Below are 17,041 nucleotides of genomic sequence, written 5' to 3'. Positions count from 1 at the left end.
CGCGGGTGTTTGGTTTTCTTCGTTCCCGGGTTAAAACCCGTCGCCATCAACACCGCCAACGGGTTTGGTGTGGGTTTGGGCCTTTTACACCCGGTCATACCACTCACGACCCGATTACATGTTGATCATGTGGCCTGCCAGGCCGTGGATGGCCTCCTTCACGGCCTCGCCCAGCGTCGGGTGCGCGTGGACGTTCCGCGCGACCTCGTGCACGGTCAGATCCCATTGCTGCGCAAGCGTCAGCTCGGGCAGCAGCTCCGTCACCTCAGGCCCGATCAGATGCGCGCCCAACAGCTCGCCATGGGCGCCATCGCTGATGATCTTCACGAAACCGACAGCCTCGCCGAGCCCGTGCGCCTTGCCGTTCGCCGAGAACGGGAACTTGGCGACCTGGACGTCGAAGCCCTTCTCGCGGGCCTGGGCCTCGGTCCAGCCGAAGGACGCGATCTGCGGCTGGCAGTACGTCGCGCGCGGGATCATCACGAAGTCGAGATCCATGGTCTCCGCGCCCGCGATCGTCTCGGCCGCGACCACGCCCATCGACTCGGACGCGTGCGCGAGCATGAGCTTGGCGGTCACGTCCCCGATCGCGAAGATATGCGGGACGTTCGTGCGCCCGCGACCGTCGACGGCGATGGCGCCACGGTCGGTCAACGCGACGCCGGTCTTCTCCAGGCCGTAGCCCTCGACCCTGGGCTGGAAACCGATGGCCTGCAACACCTTGTCGGCCTCGAGTACCTGCTGACCGTCCTTCGAGGACACGGTCACGCGCACCGACGGGCCCGAGTCGTCGATCGACTCGACCCGCGTGGACGTCAGGACGCGAATGCCCAGCTTGCGGTAGCGGCGGGCCAGCTCGGCCGACACCTCGGCGTCCTCCAGGGGGACCATGCGGTCGAGGAACTCCACAATGGTCACGTCGACGCCGTAGTTGTGCAGCACGTACGCGAACTCGACGCCGATCGCGCCCGCTCCGGCGATGATGATGCTGCCCGGCAGGTCGCGCTCCATGATCTGCTGCTCGTAGCTGACCACCCGGTCGCTGCGCGTGGTTCCCGGCAGCAACCGGGCCGAAGCGCCGGTCGCGATGACGCAGTGCTCGAAGGTGATCACCGAGCCGTTGACGCGCAACGAGTGGTCGTCGATGAACTCACCGTGGCCGTCGAACTCCGTGATGCCGTTCTTCTTCATCAGGAAGTGCACGCCCTTGACGCGCCCGTCGGCCACCTTGCGGCTGCGGTCGAAGGCCGCGCCGTAGTCGAAGCGGACGTTCTCGGTACCGGAGATGCCGAAGGTCTTGGCCTCTTTGGTGACGATGTGCGCCAGCTCGGCGTTGCGCAGCAGCGCCTTCGACGGGATGCACCCGACGTTGAGGCATACCCCGCCCCAGTATTTCTCCTCGACGACCGCGGCCTTCAGCCCCAGTTGCGAAGCCCGGATCGCCGCGACGTATCCGCCGACACCGGCACCCAGAACGACCACATCGAAGTCTGCACTCATACCCCGGAATTTACTCTCACTCACCGGGAGAAGGAGGCGATTCCCGCCGTGCTTGCGCCAGCAGGGACGTGATCGCCGTCATGATCCGCGCGGTCGCCTCGTCCAGTACCTCGCGCGTCGGGTCGAGACCCGCGAGATCGTCGAGGTAGACGGGCGGGCCCGCGATGAGATTGACCGTCTTGCGTCGCAGCAGGCGTGGCAGGAACGAACCGGCGGGGAGCAGCTCGTGGGTGCCCCAGTTCGCGAGCGGGATCACCGGCGCGCCGGTCTCCAGCGCGATGCGCGCGGTGCCGGTCTTGCCCTTCATCGGCCAGCGGTCGGCGCGGTCGGAGAACGTCGCCTCCGGGAAGATCGCGACGCACTCCCCCGCGCGGACCGCGGCGACGGCGTCGCGGAACGCCTCCGAAGCCGTCGGCGCGCCGCGGTAGACCGGGATGTGCTTGCCCGAGCGCATGATGTTGCCGATCACGGGCGTGTCCCACAGGCTCGCTTTCGCCAGGTAGCGCGGCACGCGGCCGGCTTCGAGGCAGAACGCGGTCACCGTGGTCGGGTCCGCGAACGACAGGTGATTCGACGCGACGAGCACGCCGCCGGTCTTCGGCAGCGAGCCGCTCACCCGGAAGCGGGTGAAGAGCACGAGGAACGGCCACACCACGTCGATGGCGAGGCTGTACCAGAAGCCACGGCCGGCACGGGCGAAGCGCCTGCCGTACGCGACCATCTGGCGGAACGTGAGGGTGTCCAGCGCGGTCCATCGGTTTCCGATCAGCACAAGCGCTATTCGTAGCCGATGGACCCACGGATCGGCCAGTAGGGCGCGTTTCTCGGATCGGATACGCGATAGCCGCGCCCAGGCGGCCACTGGCGGCACCGCGGAATCACCCGAGTACAACCCGGTACGAGGGCGATCCCGCGGCACCGCCAGTGACCACCTGGATCACGACTCTCATCGCACCCGATCCGAGAAACACGCCCTAGGCCGACGTCACACTCGCTCGAGCACCACGACCGGGATCTCGCGGTCGGTCTTGCTCTGGTAGTTGTCGTAGTCCGGCCAGACCTTGGCCATGATCGGCCACAGCTTGGCCCGCTCTTCGCCCTCGGTCGTGCGCGCGCGTGCGGTGAACTTGTCGCCCCAGATCTGGACCTTGGCCTCGGGGTCGGCAAGCAGGTTGAGGTACCAGCCGGGGTGGTTCGGCGCCCCGCCCTTGGACGCGACGATCACCGGGTTGCCGTCGACTTCCTGGTAGATCAGCGCGAACTTGCGCTCCTGGCCGGTCTTGCGGCCCTTCGTGGTGAGCACCAGGGTCGGCACCCCGCCGTTCCAGTCGTGACCTTCTTTACCGTCGGTCTCTTCGTAGCGGCGGACGTGCTCGTCACCGAACAGCATCTAAACGGCTCCTTCACTTGGCGAATCGGTTCGTCGCGCTGACGAGCGCGTGCAGCGTGCCCGGCTCGTCGAACGCGTGTCCAGCGTCGTCGACGATGATCAGTTCCGCACCCGGAAGCAGCTGCTTGAGCTCCCAGGCGGTCGTAGCGGGGGTGACCACGTCGTACCTTCCCTGGACCAGAACGCACGGGATGCCCGCGATCTTCCCCGCGTCACGCAGCAGCTGCCCCTCGGCCAACCAGCCGCCGTGCCGGAAGTAATGGTTCTCGATCCTGGCGATGGCCAGCGCGAAACCGGGGTCGCTGAACGCGTCGATCACGTCTTGGCTGGGCAGCAGCTTGAGCACCTCACCCTCCCACCGGCTCCACGCCAGCGCGGCCGAGGTGCGGACCAGCGGATCGTCGTCGTAGAGCAGCTCGTGGAACACCTCGATCAGGTCCTCACCACGGCGCTGCACCGGCACCGGCGCCAGGAACCGCGCCCAGTGCTCGGGGAACAGCATCCCGGCGCCACCGCCGTAGAGCCAGTCGAGTTCCTTCTTCCGCAGCACGGCGATCCCGCGCAGCACCAGCTCGGATACCCGGTGAGGGTGGGTCTGGGCATAGGCGAGGCCGAGCGTGCTGCCCCAGGACCCCCCGAACACCATCCAGCGGTCGACGCCGAGGTGCTCGCGCAGTCGCTCCATGTCGGCCACGAGGTGCCAGGTGGTGTTGGACGCGAGGTCCGCGGCCGGGTCCCCGCAGTGGGGGACGCTGCGCCCGCAGCCACGCTGATCGAAGATGACGATCCGGTAGCGATCCGGGTCGAACAGCCTGCGATGCCGGGGACTCGCGCCGCCGCCGGGCCCGCCGTGCAGGAACACCACCGGTTTTCCGTCCGGATTCCCGCTTTCCTCCCAGTAGATCTCGTTGCCATCACCTACATCGAGCATCCCGTGCCGATAGGTTTCGAGTTCGGGGTAGAGGCCGATCATGGCGCTCACTATGCCGAACGGGCGTGGCGGACGGCGCTTTCCGCGCCCGAAGCTGGCTACACTTGCGCCCGACCGGCCTACTGGCCGGTCCACCGTCGTATGCCCCCGGAGGGATCATGACCGCGCGTCCTCACGTGACTCTCTCCGATGTCGCACGCAGCGCGCAGGTGTCACTGGCGACGGCGTCCCGTGTGCTCAACGGCACCACCAATGTCCGCTCCGACCTGCGTGATCGCGTGGTCTCCGCCGCTTCGGAGCTGGCGTACACGCCCAACGCGCACGCGCAGGCGCTCGCCGGTGGCGCGCAGCCGACGGTGGGCGTGATCTGCCACGACGTCAGCGACCCGTACTTCGCCGCCGTCGCGCGCGGCGTCATGCGCGTGGCAGGCGACAACGGCCTGCTGGTCATGCTGGCCAGCACCTTCCGCGATCCGCAGAAGGAGGTCGAGTACGTCTCGATGCTCCGCGCGCAGCGCGCGTCGGCGATCCTGCTGATCGGCTCCGGCTTCGAGGACCGCGGCTGGGAGCGCGCGATGGCCGCCGAGCTCGACCCGTACCGGCGCGGCGGAGGTCAGGTAGCTGTAGTCAGCAGGCACCGCAGCCTCAAGGTCGACACCGTCCAGCCGGAGAACCGCGAGGGCGCCGCGGCACTCGCCCGCGCGCTCACCGATCTCGGGCACCGCAAGTTCGCCGTGCTGACCGGGCCGCGTGCGCTGACCACGGTCAGCGACCGGCTCGGCGGGTTCGCCGACGAGCTGGCGCTGCACGGCGTCAAGCTCACCGACGCCGACATCTTCGAGGCGCCGTTCACCCGTGACGGCGGCTATGCGGCCACGCAGGAACTGCTGGCCAGGAAACACCCCGCGACGTGCGTGTTCGCCGTGACCGACGTGATGGCGATCGGCGCCCTCACCGCGTTCAGGGAAGCGGGCGTCTCGGTGCCGAAGGACATTTCGCTTGCCGGATTCGATGACATCCCGGTTGTGCGCGATCTCACCCCGGCGCTGACCACGGTCGCGCTGCCGCTCGAAGCACTGGGCGAACACGCGATGGACCTCGCGCTCAAGGGCGCACGCGGCACCCGCAGCCGGATTCTCCGCCTGGAAGGCGAAGTGGTGCTCCGCGAGAGCACCGCCAAGGTCTGACCGGCCGGTCTTGTCCTCTCGCTCATCGTGACCTACCTTCTCTTGAGAAAGCGCTTTCAGGAATAGAGGAGAAAGGCGGCCCATGACGCTCTTGCTGCCCACCCCGGACGGCGATCTGACGCGGTGGACCCCTTCCGGCACCGGTTTCGCCCCGCCGTCACGGGGACAATCGACCACGCGCACCGCCTACGCGGCCGCGCACGTCGTGCTCGACCCGCTGACCGGCGAGCTCGACTGGGACACCACCGCCGCGTTCCGGCACCACCTCTGGTCGTGCGGGCTCGGCGTGGCCGAAGCGATGGACACCGCGCAGCGCGGCATGGGCCTGGACTGGGCCGAAACCCAGAAGCTGATCAAGCGCACCGGCGCCGACGCGCGGGGCCCGTGGGTCGCCGGTGTCGGCACGGACCAGCTGCCTGCCGGTCCCTCCACAGTGGACGCCATCGTCGCCGCGTGGCGTGAGCAGTACGACCTGGTCACCGAAGCGGGCGCGCTTCCGGTGCTGATGGCGAGCCGGGCACTGGCCGCCGCTGCCTCCGGCCCAGCCGACTACCGTGCCGCGTACGGGAAGCTCCTGTCCACTGTGGAGCAGCCGGTGCTGCTGCACTGGCTCGGCGAGCAGTTCGACGCTTCGCTGGCCGGCTACTGGGGTCACAGCGACGTCCGCAAGGCGGCCGACGAGCTCGCCGCGCTCTGCGCCGAGCACGCGGAGAAGATCGTCGGCGTCAAGGTTTCCGTGCTGGACGCGGAAATCGAGACCGCGTTCCGGCGCGCGCTGCCGCCGGGCGTCGCCTGCTACACCGGCGACGACTTCAACTACCCCGAGCTGATCGCGGGCGACGACCAGGGCCACAGCGAGGCGTTGCTCGGCATCTTCGACCCGATCGCCCCGGTCGCCGGTGCCGCGTTCGACCGCCTGGACGCCGGTGACACGGCCGGTTTCCGCGCACTGCTCGACCCGACCGTGCCGCTGGCGCGGCAGATCTTCCGCGCGCCGACGCAGTTCTACAAGACCGGCGTGGTGTTCCTGGCCTACCTCAACGGGCACCAGAACCATTTCCGCATGCTCGGCGGCCTGGAGTCGGCGCGCTCGATCACGCACCTGGCCACCGTGCTCCGGCTCGCCGACGAGGCGGGCGTGCTCACCGACCCCGAGCTCGCGGTGCGCCGCATGCGCCCGCTGCTCGAAACCGCCGGAGTGTGGTGATGGATCGCCTGAGCCTCAACCAGATCACGACCAAGACCTGGTCGGTGCCCGAAGCCGTCAAGGGCTGCGCGGAAGCGGGTGTCGGCTGGATCGGACTGTGGCGTGACAAGGTCGCGGAGACCGGCGTCGCGGAGACCGCGCGGCTGGTCGCCGAACACGGCCTGCGCGTCTCCTCCTTGTGCCGTGGTGGTTTCTTCACCGGGGTGAACCCGGACGGCTCCCCTGTCGACGGCATCGCGCAGACCCGCGAGGCCATCGACGAGGCCGCCCAGCTCGGCACCGATGTGCTGGTGCTGGTGGTGGGCGGCATCGCGGAGAACGATCTCGGGCTTTCGCGCCAGCGCGTGGCCGACGCGGTCGGCGAGCTGGCCCCGTACGCGCGGGAACGGGGTGTCCGGCTCGGCCTGGAACCGTTGCACCCCATCCAATGCGCCGAACGGTCCGTGCTGTCCACATTGGACCAGGCACTCGCCGTCGCGGAGGAGCATCCGGCGGACACGGTCGGCGTCATCGTCGACGAGTTCCACGTCTGGTGGGATCCGCGCATCGAGGAAACGATCGCGAAGGCGTCAGGCCGGATTCTCGGTTTCCATGTCTGCGACCAGATGTGGCCGCTGACCGACCCGTTGATGGGCCGCGCGCTGCCTGGCGACGGCCCCATCGATCATCGCCACCTGCGCGCCTGCGTCGAAGCGGCCGGGTACACCGGCCCGATCGAGGTCGAGGTGTTCAACACCGAGCTGTGGAAACGACCGGGCAACGAGGTGCTGGCGGAGGTCATCACGTCGTATCGGGACCACGTGGCTTAGACCTTGCTGGGCTCGTTCCATTCGATTTTGTTCTCGTAGAGCCACCTCAGGCTCTCGTTGCCGCCGCGGGCCGCTCGCTTGAGCATCACGCGCATGATCGGATCGCGCACGATGCGGGCGAGCGGACCGGCGGCCTTCCAGTCGCCGTTCTTCTTGCCGAGCTCGACGACGGCCTCGACGCGCTCGCGGCGCAGCGACTCGTACTTGGTCAGTGCCGCGGCGATGTCGCCGTTGTCGCGCAAACACTTCGCGAGCACGACGGTGTCTTCGATCGCCATCGCCGCGCCCTGGCCGCTCGACGGGGAGGTGGCGTGCGCCGCGTCGCCGATGATGACCATCCGGCCGTTGTGCCACTTCGGGACGGACGGGAAGTCATAGGTGTTCCAGCCTGCGAAAAACTCGTCGGTCGCCTTGACGACCTCGAGCGCGGGGCCGCGGTCTCCGGCGAACATCTCCATCAGCTCACCGCGCCACCGCTCGGTGCTGATCGCGGCCAGCTCCTCGGCGGTCGGCTCGACCGGACGCGCCGGGTTGGCCACCCACCAGACCTCGCCGGTCGGGCTCTGCATGCAGGCGAAGAAGCAGCTGCGGCCGAAGATCGAGTTCATCACGCCCGGTTCGAGGTCGAACTTGACGTTCTTGGCGTAGCCGCCGATGTTGAGCAGGCCGACGTAGCGGGCGCTCGGCGCCTGCGGGTCGATGATCTCGCGGGTGCGCGAGCGCAGGCCGTCCGCACCGATCAGCAGGTCGCCCTCGGCCGTCGTGCCGTCGGCGAACCGGGCGAGCACGCCGCTCTCGGTCTTCTCTGCGTCGATGAGGCGCTTGCCGTACTCGATGCGCACGCCACGCCGGATCGCCTCCTCCCGCAGCGCGGCATAGAGGTCCGCCCGTCTCATGGTCTGACTCGCGGAGCCGTCCGCGCGGGCGCCGCCGTAAGGCAGCTCGCCGAGCGTCTTCCCCGAACCGCTGATGATCGATATGCGTGGCGTGTCGAAACCCAGCTTCCGGACGACGCCGTCGAGGTCGAGCACACGCAGCGCGTCGAGCGCGTTCACCGCGAGCGTCAGGAAAGCGCCGACGCCGTCCGCCGTCTTTTCGTAGGCCTCATAGATGACCGAGTCGATTCCCGCTTCGCGCAAGGCGATCGCGCTCAGCGGGCCCGCGATGCCGCCGCCAACAATCAGAGCCGTGTGTGTCATATATCGAGTATATGCCATAAACTAGCAGTCCAGACCCGCCGAACCAGCGAATGTGAGTGCGATGAACCACAACATTCCGCCCAGTGGACTCGACATGCTTTGGGACCAAACGGACCCGCCGGAACCCAAGCAGGGGCTAAGTGTCTCGCATATCGTGCGAACGGCGGTCGAGCTGGCCGACGCCGACGGGCTCGACGCCGTCTCGATGGCGAAAATCGCTGAGCGACTGGGTTTCACGGCCATGTCGCTGTACCGGCACGTCAAGAGCAAGGACGACCTTCTCCTGCTCATGCTGGACTGGGTCGCGGCCGTCCCGCCCGAGCTCAGCGAGCGGCACGGCGACTGGCGGGCCGGTCTGCGTTCCTGGTGTCAAGCACAATGGGAATTGCTCCGCGCGCATCCCTGGATTGTGCATATCCCGATCACCGGTCCCCCGGTGACGCCCAATCAACTGACCTGGACGGATCGCGCACTCGGCATGCTCGGCGAAACCCACCTCAGCGAACGCGACAAAGTGGGCGTCGTTTTGTTGCTCGCAAGCTATTTGCACACCACCGCGCGTTTCACCGCCGAGCGCGGCCCCACCGGCCCGGCCGCCCGGGTGCCCTACAGCACTCTGCTCGGCGACCTCGTCGAAGCCGAGCGCTTCCCCGCACTGCGCGCCGCGGTCGACGCCGGCGCCTTCGACTACGCGTCCAGCAAGGACAAGGCCGAGCGCGAGTTCGACTACACCTTCGGCCTCGCCCGCATCCTCGACGGCGTCGAAGTCCTTATCGCTCAGCGTTCGCCGTAGGTCTGCTCGCAAGGAATGCCGTCATGGTCGGCGTTCCAGCTCACCGGATAACCTGCCCGCACCCAGGCGTTGTACGCGTAGCTGTACGAGTACCCTTCTGCGCCCATTCGTTGGCAGGGCGTCAAAGTCTTCTCCGGCGCCCGCACGGTCGTGGTCTGCTGTTGCTGCTGCACCACGGTCACCGGCGGCTGGATCACGACGGCGGGCGGAGCCGTCACGGTCGACTGCGGCACGACCGTCGCGACCGGCACCACCACCGGTGCGCCCGGCGTCGTCGAAGTACAGCCCGCGAGCGCGGCCAGCGAAACCGTGATGCCCAGTACGACCTTCTTCATGTCCCCGCCTCTGCCGTCGCCGTTCACCGTCACCCACGAGGTCGACGCCCAGGCCCGCGCTGTAACCGTCCGTCGCGAACTGAGGTCCTAGTCCTCAGGCCGGGCAGGGCCGAAGTGCTCTGTTCTTCCCGTCACGGAACGTGCGGCACCCTAAGATCCACGCCATGACATACCCGCCTCAGCCACCACCCTTCCCAGGTCAAGGCGGGCCGCCCCCGCGCACGAAGACGCCATGGCTCTGGATCACCATCGCGGTCGTGGGCGTGCTGGCGCTGGCCGGGACGGGTATCGCGGTGGCCATGCACTACCTCAGCGCCGACAAGGACGCACTGGCGGGCGACCGCGTCGTGGCGACAAGCACCTCGGCGACGCCCACGAGTGCGCCGGTCCAGGTCGGCGGCTCACGGACGCCGCTGCCGAAGCGCCCGGCTCCGCTGCCCGACCCGAGCGGCTGCGAGTACACGGCCACCCCCGACAGGCCCGCCTCGAAGGCCGCCACCAAGCCAGCGGACGGCAGTGTGCCCGCGTCCGGCAAGGCGACCGTCACCCTCAAAACCGGCGCGGGCACGATCGGGCTGGACCTCGATCGCGCGCTCGCACCCTGCACGGTCGCCAGTTTCGTCAGCCTGGCCAAGCAGGGCTTCTACACCGGCACCTCCTGTCACCGCCTCTCGGTCGAGGGCTTGCAAATGCTGCAGTGCGGCGACCCGACAGGCAAAGGCACCGGCGGGCCCGGCTACAAGTTCGACGACGAGGTCTTCCCGGAGCTCCAGTACGGCCGCGGCATTCTCGCCATGGCCAACGCCGGGCCCGGCACCAATGGCAGCCAGTTCTTCATGGTCTTCGGCGAAGCCCCGCTCCCGCCGAACTACACCGTCTTCGGCAGCATCTCCGACGAAGGCCTGACCGTGCTCGACAAGGTCGCCAAGGCCGGGATCGACCCCGCCAGTGCCGCCCAGAGCCCGGATGGCACCGGTGCTCCCACGCTGCCGGTGCAGTTCACCGAGGTCACCGCCGGCTAGTCACCTCATCGAACAACTCGTCGACAAGGTGTCCTTTGTGGACACGATCTGGCTACCGTGCAGGAGACGCGGACATGCGTACACAGCGGGCGGACACGCGTACACAGAACGCGGACACGTCCGGGATCACGAAAGTCCGTCGGCGTGTCCGCACCTCCTGCACGCGTGTCCGCGTTTCGTGCACGGCGCCGAAGCCCGAGGCGAGCACACAGGCCCGCCAGGAATTCACCGCCTATCTCCCCAAGCCCGTCACCAACACCCGGCCCGCCGCTGGCCACCCGGCAGCGATCCCATCATCCCCACGCCACCCGATCCGACTTCGGAAAGCGCCGAACCCCAAGCCCATCGGCGTCCTTTTAGGACAGTTTCAATCCTGGCCGAACCCACCGGGGTGAGCTGTCTCACCGGTTGATCGGCCAACCGCCGGGTCGTTGACTACGCTGCGGGCATGTCGAGGCTGCTGGTGGTGGAAGACGACGAGACGATCGGTTCGGTGCTGGACTCCAGCCTCCGGTTGCACGGCTACCAGATCTCGTGGCAACGGACCGGCCGCGGCGCGCTCATCGAGGCCGAGCACGGGGAGTTCGACCTCGTGCTGCTCGACCTCGGGCTGCCCGACCTGGACGGGGTCGAGGTGTGCCGGAGGCTGCGGGCGGCGCTGCCGTCGACCGTGCTGGTGATCCTGACCGCGAGGCAGGACGAGATGGATGTCGTCGTCGGGCTCGAGGCGGGCGCCGACGACTACCTCACCAAGCCGGTGCGGCTGGGTGAGCTGCTCGCGCGGGTGCGGGCGCACCTGCGGCGGGGGACGACGCACACCCCGAGCAAGCCGCCGATCGAGGTCGGGCGGCTGACCGTCGACACCGCCGGCAGGCGGGTGTGTCTCGATGGGCGGGAGATCAGCTTGCGGGCCAAGGAGTTCGACCTGCTGGCGAGGCTCGCGGAGGAGCCGGGCGTGGCGGTCAGCAGGGACACGCTGATGAGCGAGGTGTGGGACGAGCACTGGTACGGCTCGACCAAGACGCTCGACGTGCACATCGCCGCGCTGCGGCGCAAGCTCACCGAATCGGCGGAGACGCCCGAGGAGGCGCCGCGCATCTCGACGCTGCGCGGGCACGGGTACCGGCTCGAACGACCGAGCGTCTAGCCATGCGGAGAAGGATCGTCACGCTGGCCGTGACGGCGGCGATGCTGGCGATCTTCCTCTTCGGGCTGCCGCTGGCGTTCGGCGTGGTCAAGTTCTACCGGGCCAGCGAGTACTCCGAGCTGGAACGCGCCGCCGACGCGGTCATGGTGGCCGTGGCGCCCGATCTCGTGGAGGGCATTCCGCCGACCCGGCTTCCGCACCCTGACGCCGAGGAAGCGGAGGCGCTGGTCGGCGTCTACACGCCGGACGGCACGCTGCTCATCGGCGACGGCCCGAAAAAGGCTGACGACGTGGTGATGAAGGCCAAGGGCTCCGACTGGGCGAGCGGTGACGACGGCGACCAGCTCGTGGTGGCCGTTCCCGTGGTCAACGGCGAGGAGCTGAGCGGGATGGTCCGCGCGGCGATCCCGCAGAGCCAGCTCTACCGCCATGTCGCGGTGACCTGGCTCGGGATGCTCGGCCTCGCCATCGTCGCGATCGCCACCACTTGGCTGGTCGCCAGGAGGCTCGCCGCGCGGCTCGCGAGGCCGCTGGAAGAGCTGTCGGCCGCGGCCGAGCGACTCGGCGAGGGCGACTTCACCGTCCGCGCGCGCCGGGCCGGGTTGCCGGAGACCGATCGGGTCGCCGAGACGCTCGACACCACCGCCGAGCGGATCCGCGAAACCCTGGAGCGGGAACAGGCCTTCGCCGCCAATGCCTCGCATCAGCTGCGCACTCCGCTGACCGGCCTCCGCCTGCAGCTCGAAGCCGCGCTGGAAACGCCCGAGCTGGACCCGAGGCATGCCATCGCGGCGGGTATTTCGTCGGCGGACCGGCTCGAACGGACCATCGACGACCTGATCGCGTTGTCCCGCCAGTCCCGCAAGCCGAAAACTCCGCTCGACCTCCACGCGCTGCTCGCCCAGCTCCGTCCAGGCTGGGAGGAACTGCTCAACGGACGCGGCCTGCGCATCGTCACCTCCGACACCTGGCCGCCCCGCGCGTCCGCCGCCGCGGTGCGCCAGGTGCTCGGCGTGCTGGTGGACAACGCGGTGATCCACGGCAGCGGGACGGTGACCGTCACGGTCCGGGAGGCGGGCGACGCGATCGCGGTCGACGTCAGCGACGAGGGCCCGGGCATCGACGGTGAGGTGGACCTGTTCGCCATCGCGCACACCACTGCGGAGGGTCACGGGATCGGGCTGGCGCTGGCCCGCAGCCTGGCCGAGGCCGAGGGTGGCAGGCTCCGGCTCACCCGGCCTGAACCGCCGACATTCACCCTGCTTCTCCCAGGGGAAGACCCGGCGGGCGGGGACTAGGGGGGATCATCCGCGCCGGCCGGGTCTGTCGGTGACCCTAGACGGTCGTACGCCAGCGGAAGGTATACCGAAAGTTAGCTGACACTTTGCCTGAGCCTTCCGGACCGCCGGGTTGCCGAGGCCGGCCGGCGCGGCCAAGGTCGAGCCGAACGGTCCATCGGCAGGGCGAAGAGGTGGAGAAACGAATCGCCACGATATTCAGCGTTACTGCAACAGATCACCGCATTGATCTTCCTCTTCGCAAGCGATCGGTGTTTTCGCGTCCAAGAACGACCGATACCGTTGACGCGATACACACCTCGACGAGGAGGACTTCAGCGTGAATCAGCGAACCGGGCCCAGCGCGACCAGGGCAGTGCTGTTCCGGCGCAAATCGGTCGAGGACCTGGTGGCACACGGTGGCGAAGGCGAAGGCGGCCACCTCAAGCGGTCGCTGGGCCTGGGCCAGCTGACCACACTGAGCATCGGCGCGACACTCGGCAGTGGCATCTTCGTCGTGCTCGGCCAGGCGGTGCCCGTCGCGGGCCCCGCCGTGGTGGTCTCGTTCATCCTCGCGGGCATCACCGCGTTGTTCTCGGCACTCTCCTACGCCGAACTGGCGGGCATGATCCCGCTCTCCGGCTCCTCCTACTCCTATACCTACGCCACGCTCGGCGAGCTGATCGCCTGGATCTGCGGGTGGTGCCTGGTGCTGGAGTACGGCGTGTCGGTCGCCTCGGTCGCGGTCGGCTGGGGCCAGTACCTCAACGAGCTGCTGAACCTGCTGTTCGGCTTCGGCATCCCGGACGCGCTCAGCCAGCCACCGGGTGACGCGGGCGGGATCGTCAACCTGCCCGCGATCGCGGTCGTGCTGCTCGCGATGTTCCTGCTGCTCGGCGGCGCCAAGGAGAGCGCACGCGCGAACTTCGTCATGGTGGTCGTCAAGGTCGCGACGCTGGTGCTGTTCTGCGCGATCGCCTTCACCGCGGTCAAGGCGGGCAACTTCAAGCCGTTCCTGCCGCTCGGCCTGGCCGGGATGAGCGCGGGCGGCGCGAAGCTGTTCTTCTCCTACATCGGCTTCGACGCCGCGTCGACCGCAGGCGAGGAGGCGAAGAACCCGCAGAAGGACCTGCCGCGCGCGATCCTGCTGTCGCTGGGCATCGTCACGCTGCTCTACTGCCTGGTCGCGGTCGCCGCGGTCGGCGCGTTCCCCTGGCAGAAATTCGACTCGAACGAGGCCGCGCTGTCCCAGGTGCTCACGAGCATCGTGGACAACAAGCTCTGGTCGATCCTGCTCGCGATCGGCGCCATCGTGGCGATCTCGAGCGTCGTGCTCACCGTCCTCTATGGGCAGACCCGCATCCTGTTCGCCATGTCGCGGGACGGGCTGGTCCCGAAGTTCATGTCCAAAGTGGATCCCAAGAGCGGCACACCGAAGATCAACACGCTGGTCGTGTCCGTGTTCGTCGCGCTGCTCGCCGCGTTCATCCCGCTCGGCAAGCTGGCCGACGCCACCAGCATCGGCACGCTGTTCGCGTTCGGACTGGTCAATGTCGCGGTGATCCTGCTGCGCCGCCGCCGTCCCGACCAGCAGCGCTCGTTCCGGGTGCCGTTCTCGCCGGTGACGCCGCTGCTCGGGGTCGCGTGCTGCCTCTACATGATGTTCAGTCTCGACGTGGAGACCTGGATCGTGTTCGGCGGCTGGATGCTGCTCGGTCTGGGCCTGTACTTCGGCTACGGCATCCGAAAATCAGAATTGGCGAGGCGTACGTGATCATCGCAGTCCAGCAAGGCCCCTACTCGGCGCTCACCGAAGCCGGCTTCAAGGCCGCCGGCGCGGGAGCCGACCTGCTCATCTGCGCCGAGATGATCACCACCGGCTACAACATCGGCGCGGCGGTGCACGAGCGCGCCGAACCGGCTGACGGCCCCACCGCGGAGCGGGTCGCCAAGATCGCGAACGGCACCGGCGTCGCCATCGCGTACGGCTATCCCGAGCGCGTCGGTGAGAAAGTATTCAACAGTGTTCAGCTGATTGACGCACAAGGCACACGAATTGCCAATTACCGGAAAACTCACCTTTTCGGGGAACTGGACAAGAACTGGTTCACCCCCGGCGACGAGGCGGTCGTGCAAACGGAATTCGGCGGCCTCACCGTCGGTTTCCTGATCTGCTACGACGTCGAATTCCCCGAGCTCGTGCGGGCGCACGCGCTCGCGGGCACGGAACTACTCATCGTGCCCACCGCGCTGATGAGCCCGTACGAGCTGGTCGCCGACACGGTCGTGCGGTCGCGCGCCTACGAGAGCCAGCTTTACGTCGCCTACGCGAACCGGTGCGATGTGGAAGCGGAGCTCGACTACTGCGGACGCAGCTCCGTCGTGTCGCCGACCGGCGACGTGCTCGCCAAGGCGGGCGGCGGCGAGGAGCTGCTCATCGCGACCGTCGACCGCGCCACGCTGCGGCACTCCCGTACCGAGAACACCCACCTGGCCGATCGCAGGCCAGAGCTGTACCCGTTACTGAACAAAGGAACCACATCATGACGTCCGCCGTTCCCACCGCGATCCACACGGATGAGCCGGCAGGCAAGCCGATCACCATGTTCGGCCCCGACTTCCCCTTCGCCTACGACGACTACCTCGCGCACCCGGCAGGCCTCGGCTCGGTGCCGCCGGAGAAACACGGCACCGAGGTCGCCGTGATCGGCGGCGGGCTGTCCGGCATCGTGACCGCGTACGAGCTGATGAAACTGGGGCTGCGCCCCGTGGTCTACGAGATCGACGAGATCGGCGGACGGCTGCGCACGGTCGGCTTCCCCGGCGCGCCGTCGGGGGTCACCGCGGAGATGGGGGCGATGCGCTTCCCGCCGTCATCGACGGCTTTGTTCCACTACATCGACAAGGTCGGCCTCGAGACCACACCGTTCCCGAACCCGCTCGCGCCCTGTACCCCGAGCACGGTGGTGGACCTCAAGGGCCAGAGCCACTACGCGACGACACAAGACGACCTACCCGAAGTCTTCTCCGATGTTGCGCAGGCGTGGCAGCGCACGTTAGAAGAACAAGTCGAGTTCACCGAGATGCAGACTGCCATCCGTGAGCGCGACGTCAAGACCATCAAACGGATCTGGGACGGGCTGGTCGAAAAACTGGACAATCAGACGTTCTACGGGTTCCTGTGCGACTCTCCCGCGTTCGCCTCCTTCCGCGACCGCGAGATCTTCGGGCAGGTCGGGTTCGGTACCGGCGGCTGGGACACCGACTTCCCGAACTCGATTCTCGAAATCCTGCGCGTGGTCTATACCGGTGCGGACGACGAGCACCGCAGCATCGTCGGCGGCAGCCGCCAGCTGCCGTTGCGCTTGTGGGAACGCGAACCCGCACAAATGACGCACTGGCCGTCCGGCACCAGCCTGAAGTCGTTGCACGAAGGGGGGAAACCGCTGCCAGGCGTCGCCCACCTGCATCGCACCGCCCCCAACAACATCACCGTCACCGATACCAACGGCAGCATCAGGACTTACCCAGCAGCCGTGTTCACCGCGCAAAGCTGGATGTTGCTTTCGACCATCTCCTGCGACGAATCACTGTTTCCGATCGATCATTGGACGGCGATCGAGCGAACGCACTACATGGCCTCGTCGAAGGTTTTCGTCCCTGTCGACCGTCCGTTCTGGCTGGACAAAGATCCGGAGACCGGGCGCGACGTGATGAGCATGACGCTCACCGACCGGATGCCGCGCGGCACCTATCTACTCGGCGACGACCCGGCTTCACCAGCGGTTATCTGCCTGTCCTACACCTGGGCCGACGATTCGCTGAAATGGCTCCCGCTCTCGGTTTCCGAGCGCGTGGAGGTGATGCTGCAGTCGCTGCGTGAGATATATCCGACCGTGGATGTTCGACGGCACATCATCGGCGACCCGGTCACCGTGTCATGGGAAGCGGAGCCGAACTTCATGGGCGCCTTCAAGGCGAACCTGCCGGGGCACTACCGCTACCAGCGCCGCTTGTTCACGCACTTCATGCAGGACAGGCTGGAACCGCGCTACCGGGGGCTGTTCATCGCGGGCGACGACGTCTCGTGGACGGCGGGCTGGGCGGAGGGCGCGGTCCAGACCGCGCTGAACGCGGTGTGGGGTGTCGTCCGGCATTTCGGTGGCACCAGCGACCAGGCCAACCCGGGACCCGGAGATATTTTCGACGACATTTCCCCGATTAATCTGCCTGAGTGAGTGAAT

The 17,041-nt window shown here is 67.9% G+C and carries 16 protein-coding genes; 10 read left to right on the top strand and 6 right to left on the bottom strand.

The genetic code is table 11. The features are described from left to right. Nucleotides 1-114: 114 nt before the first annotated feature. The 4 genes from lpdA to pip form a co-directional block, all read right to left on the bottom strand. Nucleotides 115-1,500 carry a dihydrolipoyl dehydrogenase gene (lpdA, locus tag ACFV15_RS30505; RefSeq protein WP_378354531.1) on the bottom strand — a complete coding sequence of 462 codons (1,386 nt, stop codon included), beginning with the start codon at nucleotides 1,498-1,500 and terminating at the stop codon, nucleotides 115-117. 16 nt (nucleotides 1,501-1,516) lie between these two features. Next, complete coding sequence (locus tag ACFV15_RS30500; RefSeq protein ID WP_378354536.1) at nucleotides 1,517-2,221, bottom strand: lysophospholipid acyltransferase family protein; 705 nt, start codon at nucleotides 2,219-2,221, stop codon at nucleotides 1,517-1,519. A 264-nt stretch (nucleotides 2,222-2,485) separates the two neighbouring features. Continuing rightward, nucleotides 2,486-2,890, bottom strand: coding sequence for a nitroreductase family deazaflavin-dependent oxidoreductase (locus ACFV15_RS30495; RefSeq protein ID WP_378354529.1), 405 nt, complete (start codon nucleotides 2,888-2,890; stop codon nucleotides 2,486-2,488). Nucleotides 2,891-2,903: 13 nt separating this feature from the next. Beyond that, nucleotides 2,904-3,863, bottom strand: coding sequence for a prolyl aminopeptidase (pip, locus tag ACFV15_RS30490; RefSeq protein WP_378354528.1), 960 nt, complete (start codon nucleotides 3,861-3,863; stop codon nucleotides 2,904-2,906). A 116-nt stretch (nucleotides 3,864-3,979) separates the two neighbouring features. On the opposite strand from pip, the gene ACFV15_RS30485 reads away from it, so the two are divergent. The 3 genes from ACFV15_RS30485 to ACFV15_RS30475 all read left to right on the top strand — a co-directional run bounded on the left by ACFV15_RS30485 (nucleotide 3,980) and on the right by ACFV15_RS30475 (nucleotide 7,024). Then, complete coding sequence (locus tag ACFV15_RS30485; RefSeq protein ID WP_378354527.1) at nucleotides 3,980-5,008, top strand: LacI family DNA-binding transcriptional regulator; 1,029 nt, start codon at nucleotides 3,980-3,982, stop codon at nucleotides 5,006-5,008. Nucleotides 5,009-5,090: 82 nt separating this feature from the next. Then, nucleotides 5,091-6,215 carry a dihydrodipicolinate synthase family protein gene (locus tag ACFV15_RS30480; RefSeq protein ID WP_378354525.1) on the top strand — a complete coding sequence of 375 codons (1,125 nt, stop codon included), beginning with the start codon at nucleotides 5,091-5,093 and terminating at the stop codon, nucleotides 6,213-6,215. Next, the gene (locus ACFV15_RS30475; RefSeq protein WP_378354523.1) at nucleotides 6,215-7,024 is read left to right on the top strand and encodes a sugar phosphate isomerase/epimerase family protein; all 810 of its coding nucleotides are present in this window, start codon (nucleotides 6,215-6,217) and stop codon (nucleotides 7,022-7,024) included. Before ACFV15_RS30480 ends, ACFV15_RS30475 begins: the two co-directional genes overlap by 1 nt. On the opposite strand, the gene ACFV15_RS30470 is transcribed toward ACFV15_RS30475, so the two are convergent. After that, nucleotides 7,021-8,223, bottom strand: coding sequence for an FAD-dependent oxidoreductase (locus ACFV15_RS30470; RefSeq protein WP_378354522.1), 1,203 nt, complete (start codon nucleotides 8,221-8,223; stop codon nucleotides 7,021-7,023). The genes ACFV15_RS30475 and ACFV15_RS30470 overlap by 4 nt on opposite strands. A gap of 61 nt (nucleotides 8,224-8,284) precedes the next feature. Between ACFV15_RS30470 and ACFV15_RS30465 the strand changes: the two genes are divergently transcribed. Beyond that, complete coding sequence (locus ACFV15_RS30465) at nucleotides 8,285-9,016, top strand: TetR/AcrR family transcriptional regulator (RefSeq protein WP_378354520.1); 732 nt, start codon at nucleotides 8,285-8,287, stop codon at nucleotides 9,014-9,016. Here ACFV15_RS30465 and ACFV15_RS30460 read toward each other — a convergent pair. After that, on the bottom strand, nucleotides 9,001-9,351 hold the full coding sequence (locus ACFV15_RS30460; protein WP_378354518.1) for a hypothetical protein: 351 nt from the start codon (nucleotides 9,349-9,351) through the stop codon (nucleotides 9,001-9,003). The two genes, ACFV15_RS30465 and ACFV15_RS30460, sit on opposite strands and share 16 nt — an antisense overlap. Nucleotides 9,352-9,515: 164 nt before the next feature. On the opposite strand from ACFV15_RS30460, the gene ACFV15_RS30455 reads away from it, so the two are divergent. From ACFV15_RS30455 to ACFV15_RS30430, 6 genes are all read left to right on the top strand, one after another. Then, nucleotides 9,516-10,373: a peptidylprolyl isomerase gene (locus tag ACFV15_RS30455; RefSeq protein ID WP_378354516.1), complete on the top strand. Its 858-nt coding sequence runs from the start codon at nucleotides 9,516-9,518 to the stop codon at nucleotides 10,371-10,373. Between the two features lie 448 nt (nucleotides 10,374-10,821). Next, the gene (locus ACFV15_RS30450; protein ID WP_378354515.1) at nucleotides 10,822-11,520 is read left to right on the top strand and encodes a response regulator transcription factor; all 699 of its coding nucleotides are present in this window, start codon (nucleotides 10,822-10,824) and stop codon (nucleotides 11,518-11,520) included. Nucleotides 11,521-11,522: 2 nt separating this feature from the next. Then, on the top strand, nucleotides 11,523-12,818 hold the full coding sequence (locus ACFV15_RS30445; protein WP_378354514.1) for a sensor histidine kinase: 1,296 nt from the start codon (nucleotides 11,523-11,525) through the stop codon (nucleotides 12,816-12,818). A gap of 319 nt (nucleotides 12,819-13,137) precedes the next feature. Then, a complete protein-coding gene (locus ACFV15_RS30440) occupies nucleotides 13,138-14,571 on the top strand; it encodes an amino acid permease (protein WP_378354512.1) in 1,434 nt (477 codons plus the stop codon). Next, nucleotides 14,568-15,344: a carbon-nitrogen hydrolase family protein gene (locus ACFV15_RS30435; protein ID WP_378354511.1), complete on the top strand. Its 777-nt coding sequence runs from the start codon at nucleotides 14,568-14,570 to the stop codon at nucleotides 15,342-15,344. The genes ACFV15_RS30440 and ACFV15_RS30435 overlap by 4 nt, the downstream gene beginning before the upstream one ends. Continuing rightward, complete coding sequence (locus ACFV15_RS30430; RefSeq protein WP_378354510.1) at nucleotides 15,341-17,035, top strand: flavin monoamine oxidase family protein; 1,695 nt, start codon at nucleotides 15,341-15,343, stop codon at nucleotides 17,033-17,035. Before ACFV15_RS30435 ends, ACFV15_RS30430 begins: the two co-directional genes overlap by 4 nt. Nucleotides 17,036-17,041: the final 6 nt, after the last annotated feature.

Origin of the sequence: Amycolatopsis sp. NPDC059657 (genome assembly GCF_042734395.1) — a bacterium.
Lineage (GTDB): Bacteria > Actinomycetota > Actinomycetes > Mycobacteriales > Pseudonocardiaceae > Amycolatopsis.
Note: the sequence above shows the minus strand (reverse complement) of the source record. Positions and strands in the feature narration are given on the sequence as shown.

What these genes read in the sequence shown, in the direction of transcription:
- ACFV15_RS30470 (WP_378354522.1), bottom strand. Translation starts at nt 8,223, where the DNA reads ATGACACACACGGCTCTGATTGTTGGCGGCGGCATCGCGGGCCCGCTG.
- lpdA (WP_378354531.1), bottom strand. Translation starts at nt 1,500, where the DNA reads ATGAGTGCAGACTTCGATGTGGTCGTTCTGGGTGCCGGTGTCGGCGGA.
- ACFV15_RS30495 (WP_378354529.1), bottom strand. Translation starts at nt 2,890, where the DNA reads ATGCTGTTCGGTGACGAGCACGTCCGCCGCTACGAAGAGACCGACGGT.
- pip (WP_378354528.1), bottom strand. Translation starts at nt 3,863, where the DNA reads ATGATCGGCCTCTACCCCGAACTCGAAACCTATCGGCACGGGATGCTC.
- ACFV15_RS30455 (WP_378354516.1), top strand. Translation starts at nt 9,516, where the DNA reads ATGACATACCCGCCTCAGCCACCACCCTTCCCAGGTCAAGGCGGGCCG.
- ACFV15_RS30465 (WP_378354520.1), top strand. Translation starts at nt 8,285, where the DNA reads ATGAACCACAACATTCCGCCCAGTGGACTCGACATGCTTTGGGACCAA.
- ACFV15_RS30480 (WP_378354525.1), top strand. Translation starts at nt 5,091, where the DNA reads ATGACGCTCTTGCTGCCCACCCCGGACGGCGATCTGACGCGGTGGACC.
- ACFV15_RS30445 (WP_378354514.1), top strand. Translation starts at nt 11,523, where the DNA reads ATGCGGAGAAGGATCGTCACGCTGGCCGTGACGGCGGCGATGCTGGCG.
- ACFV15_RS30485 (WP_378354527.1), top strand. Translation starts at nt 3,980, where the DNA reads ATGACCGCGCGTCCTCACGTGACTCTCTCCGATGTCGCACGCAGCGCG.
- ACFV15_RS30500 (WP_378354536.1), bottom strand. Translation starts at nt 2,221, where the DNA reads ATGGTCGCGTACGGCAGGCGCTTCGCCCGTGCCGGCCGTGGCTTCTGG.
- ACFV15_RS30450 (WP_378354515.1), top strand. Translation starts at nt 10,822, where the DNA reads ATGTCGAGGCTGCTGGTGGTGGAAGACGACGAGACGATCGGTTCGGTG.
- ACFV15_RS30475 (WP_378354523.1), top strand. Translation starts at nt 6,215, where the DNA reads ATGGATCGCCTGAGCCTCAACCAGATCACGACCAAGACCTGGTCGGTG.
- ACFV15_RS30460 (WP_378354518.1), bottom strand. Translation starts at nt 9,351, where the DNA reads ATGAAGAAGGTCGTACTGGGCATCACGGTTTCGCTGGCCGCGCTCGCG.
- ACFV15_RS30430 (WP_378354510.1), top strand. Translation starts at nt 15,341, where the DNA reads ATGACGTCCGCCGTTCCCACCGCGATCCACACGGATGAGCCGGCAGGC.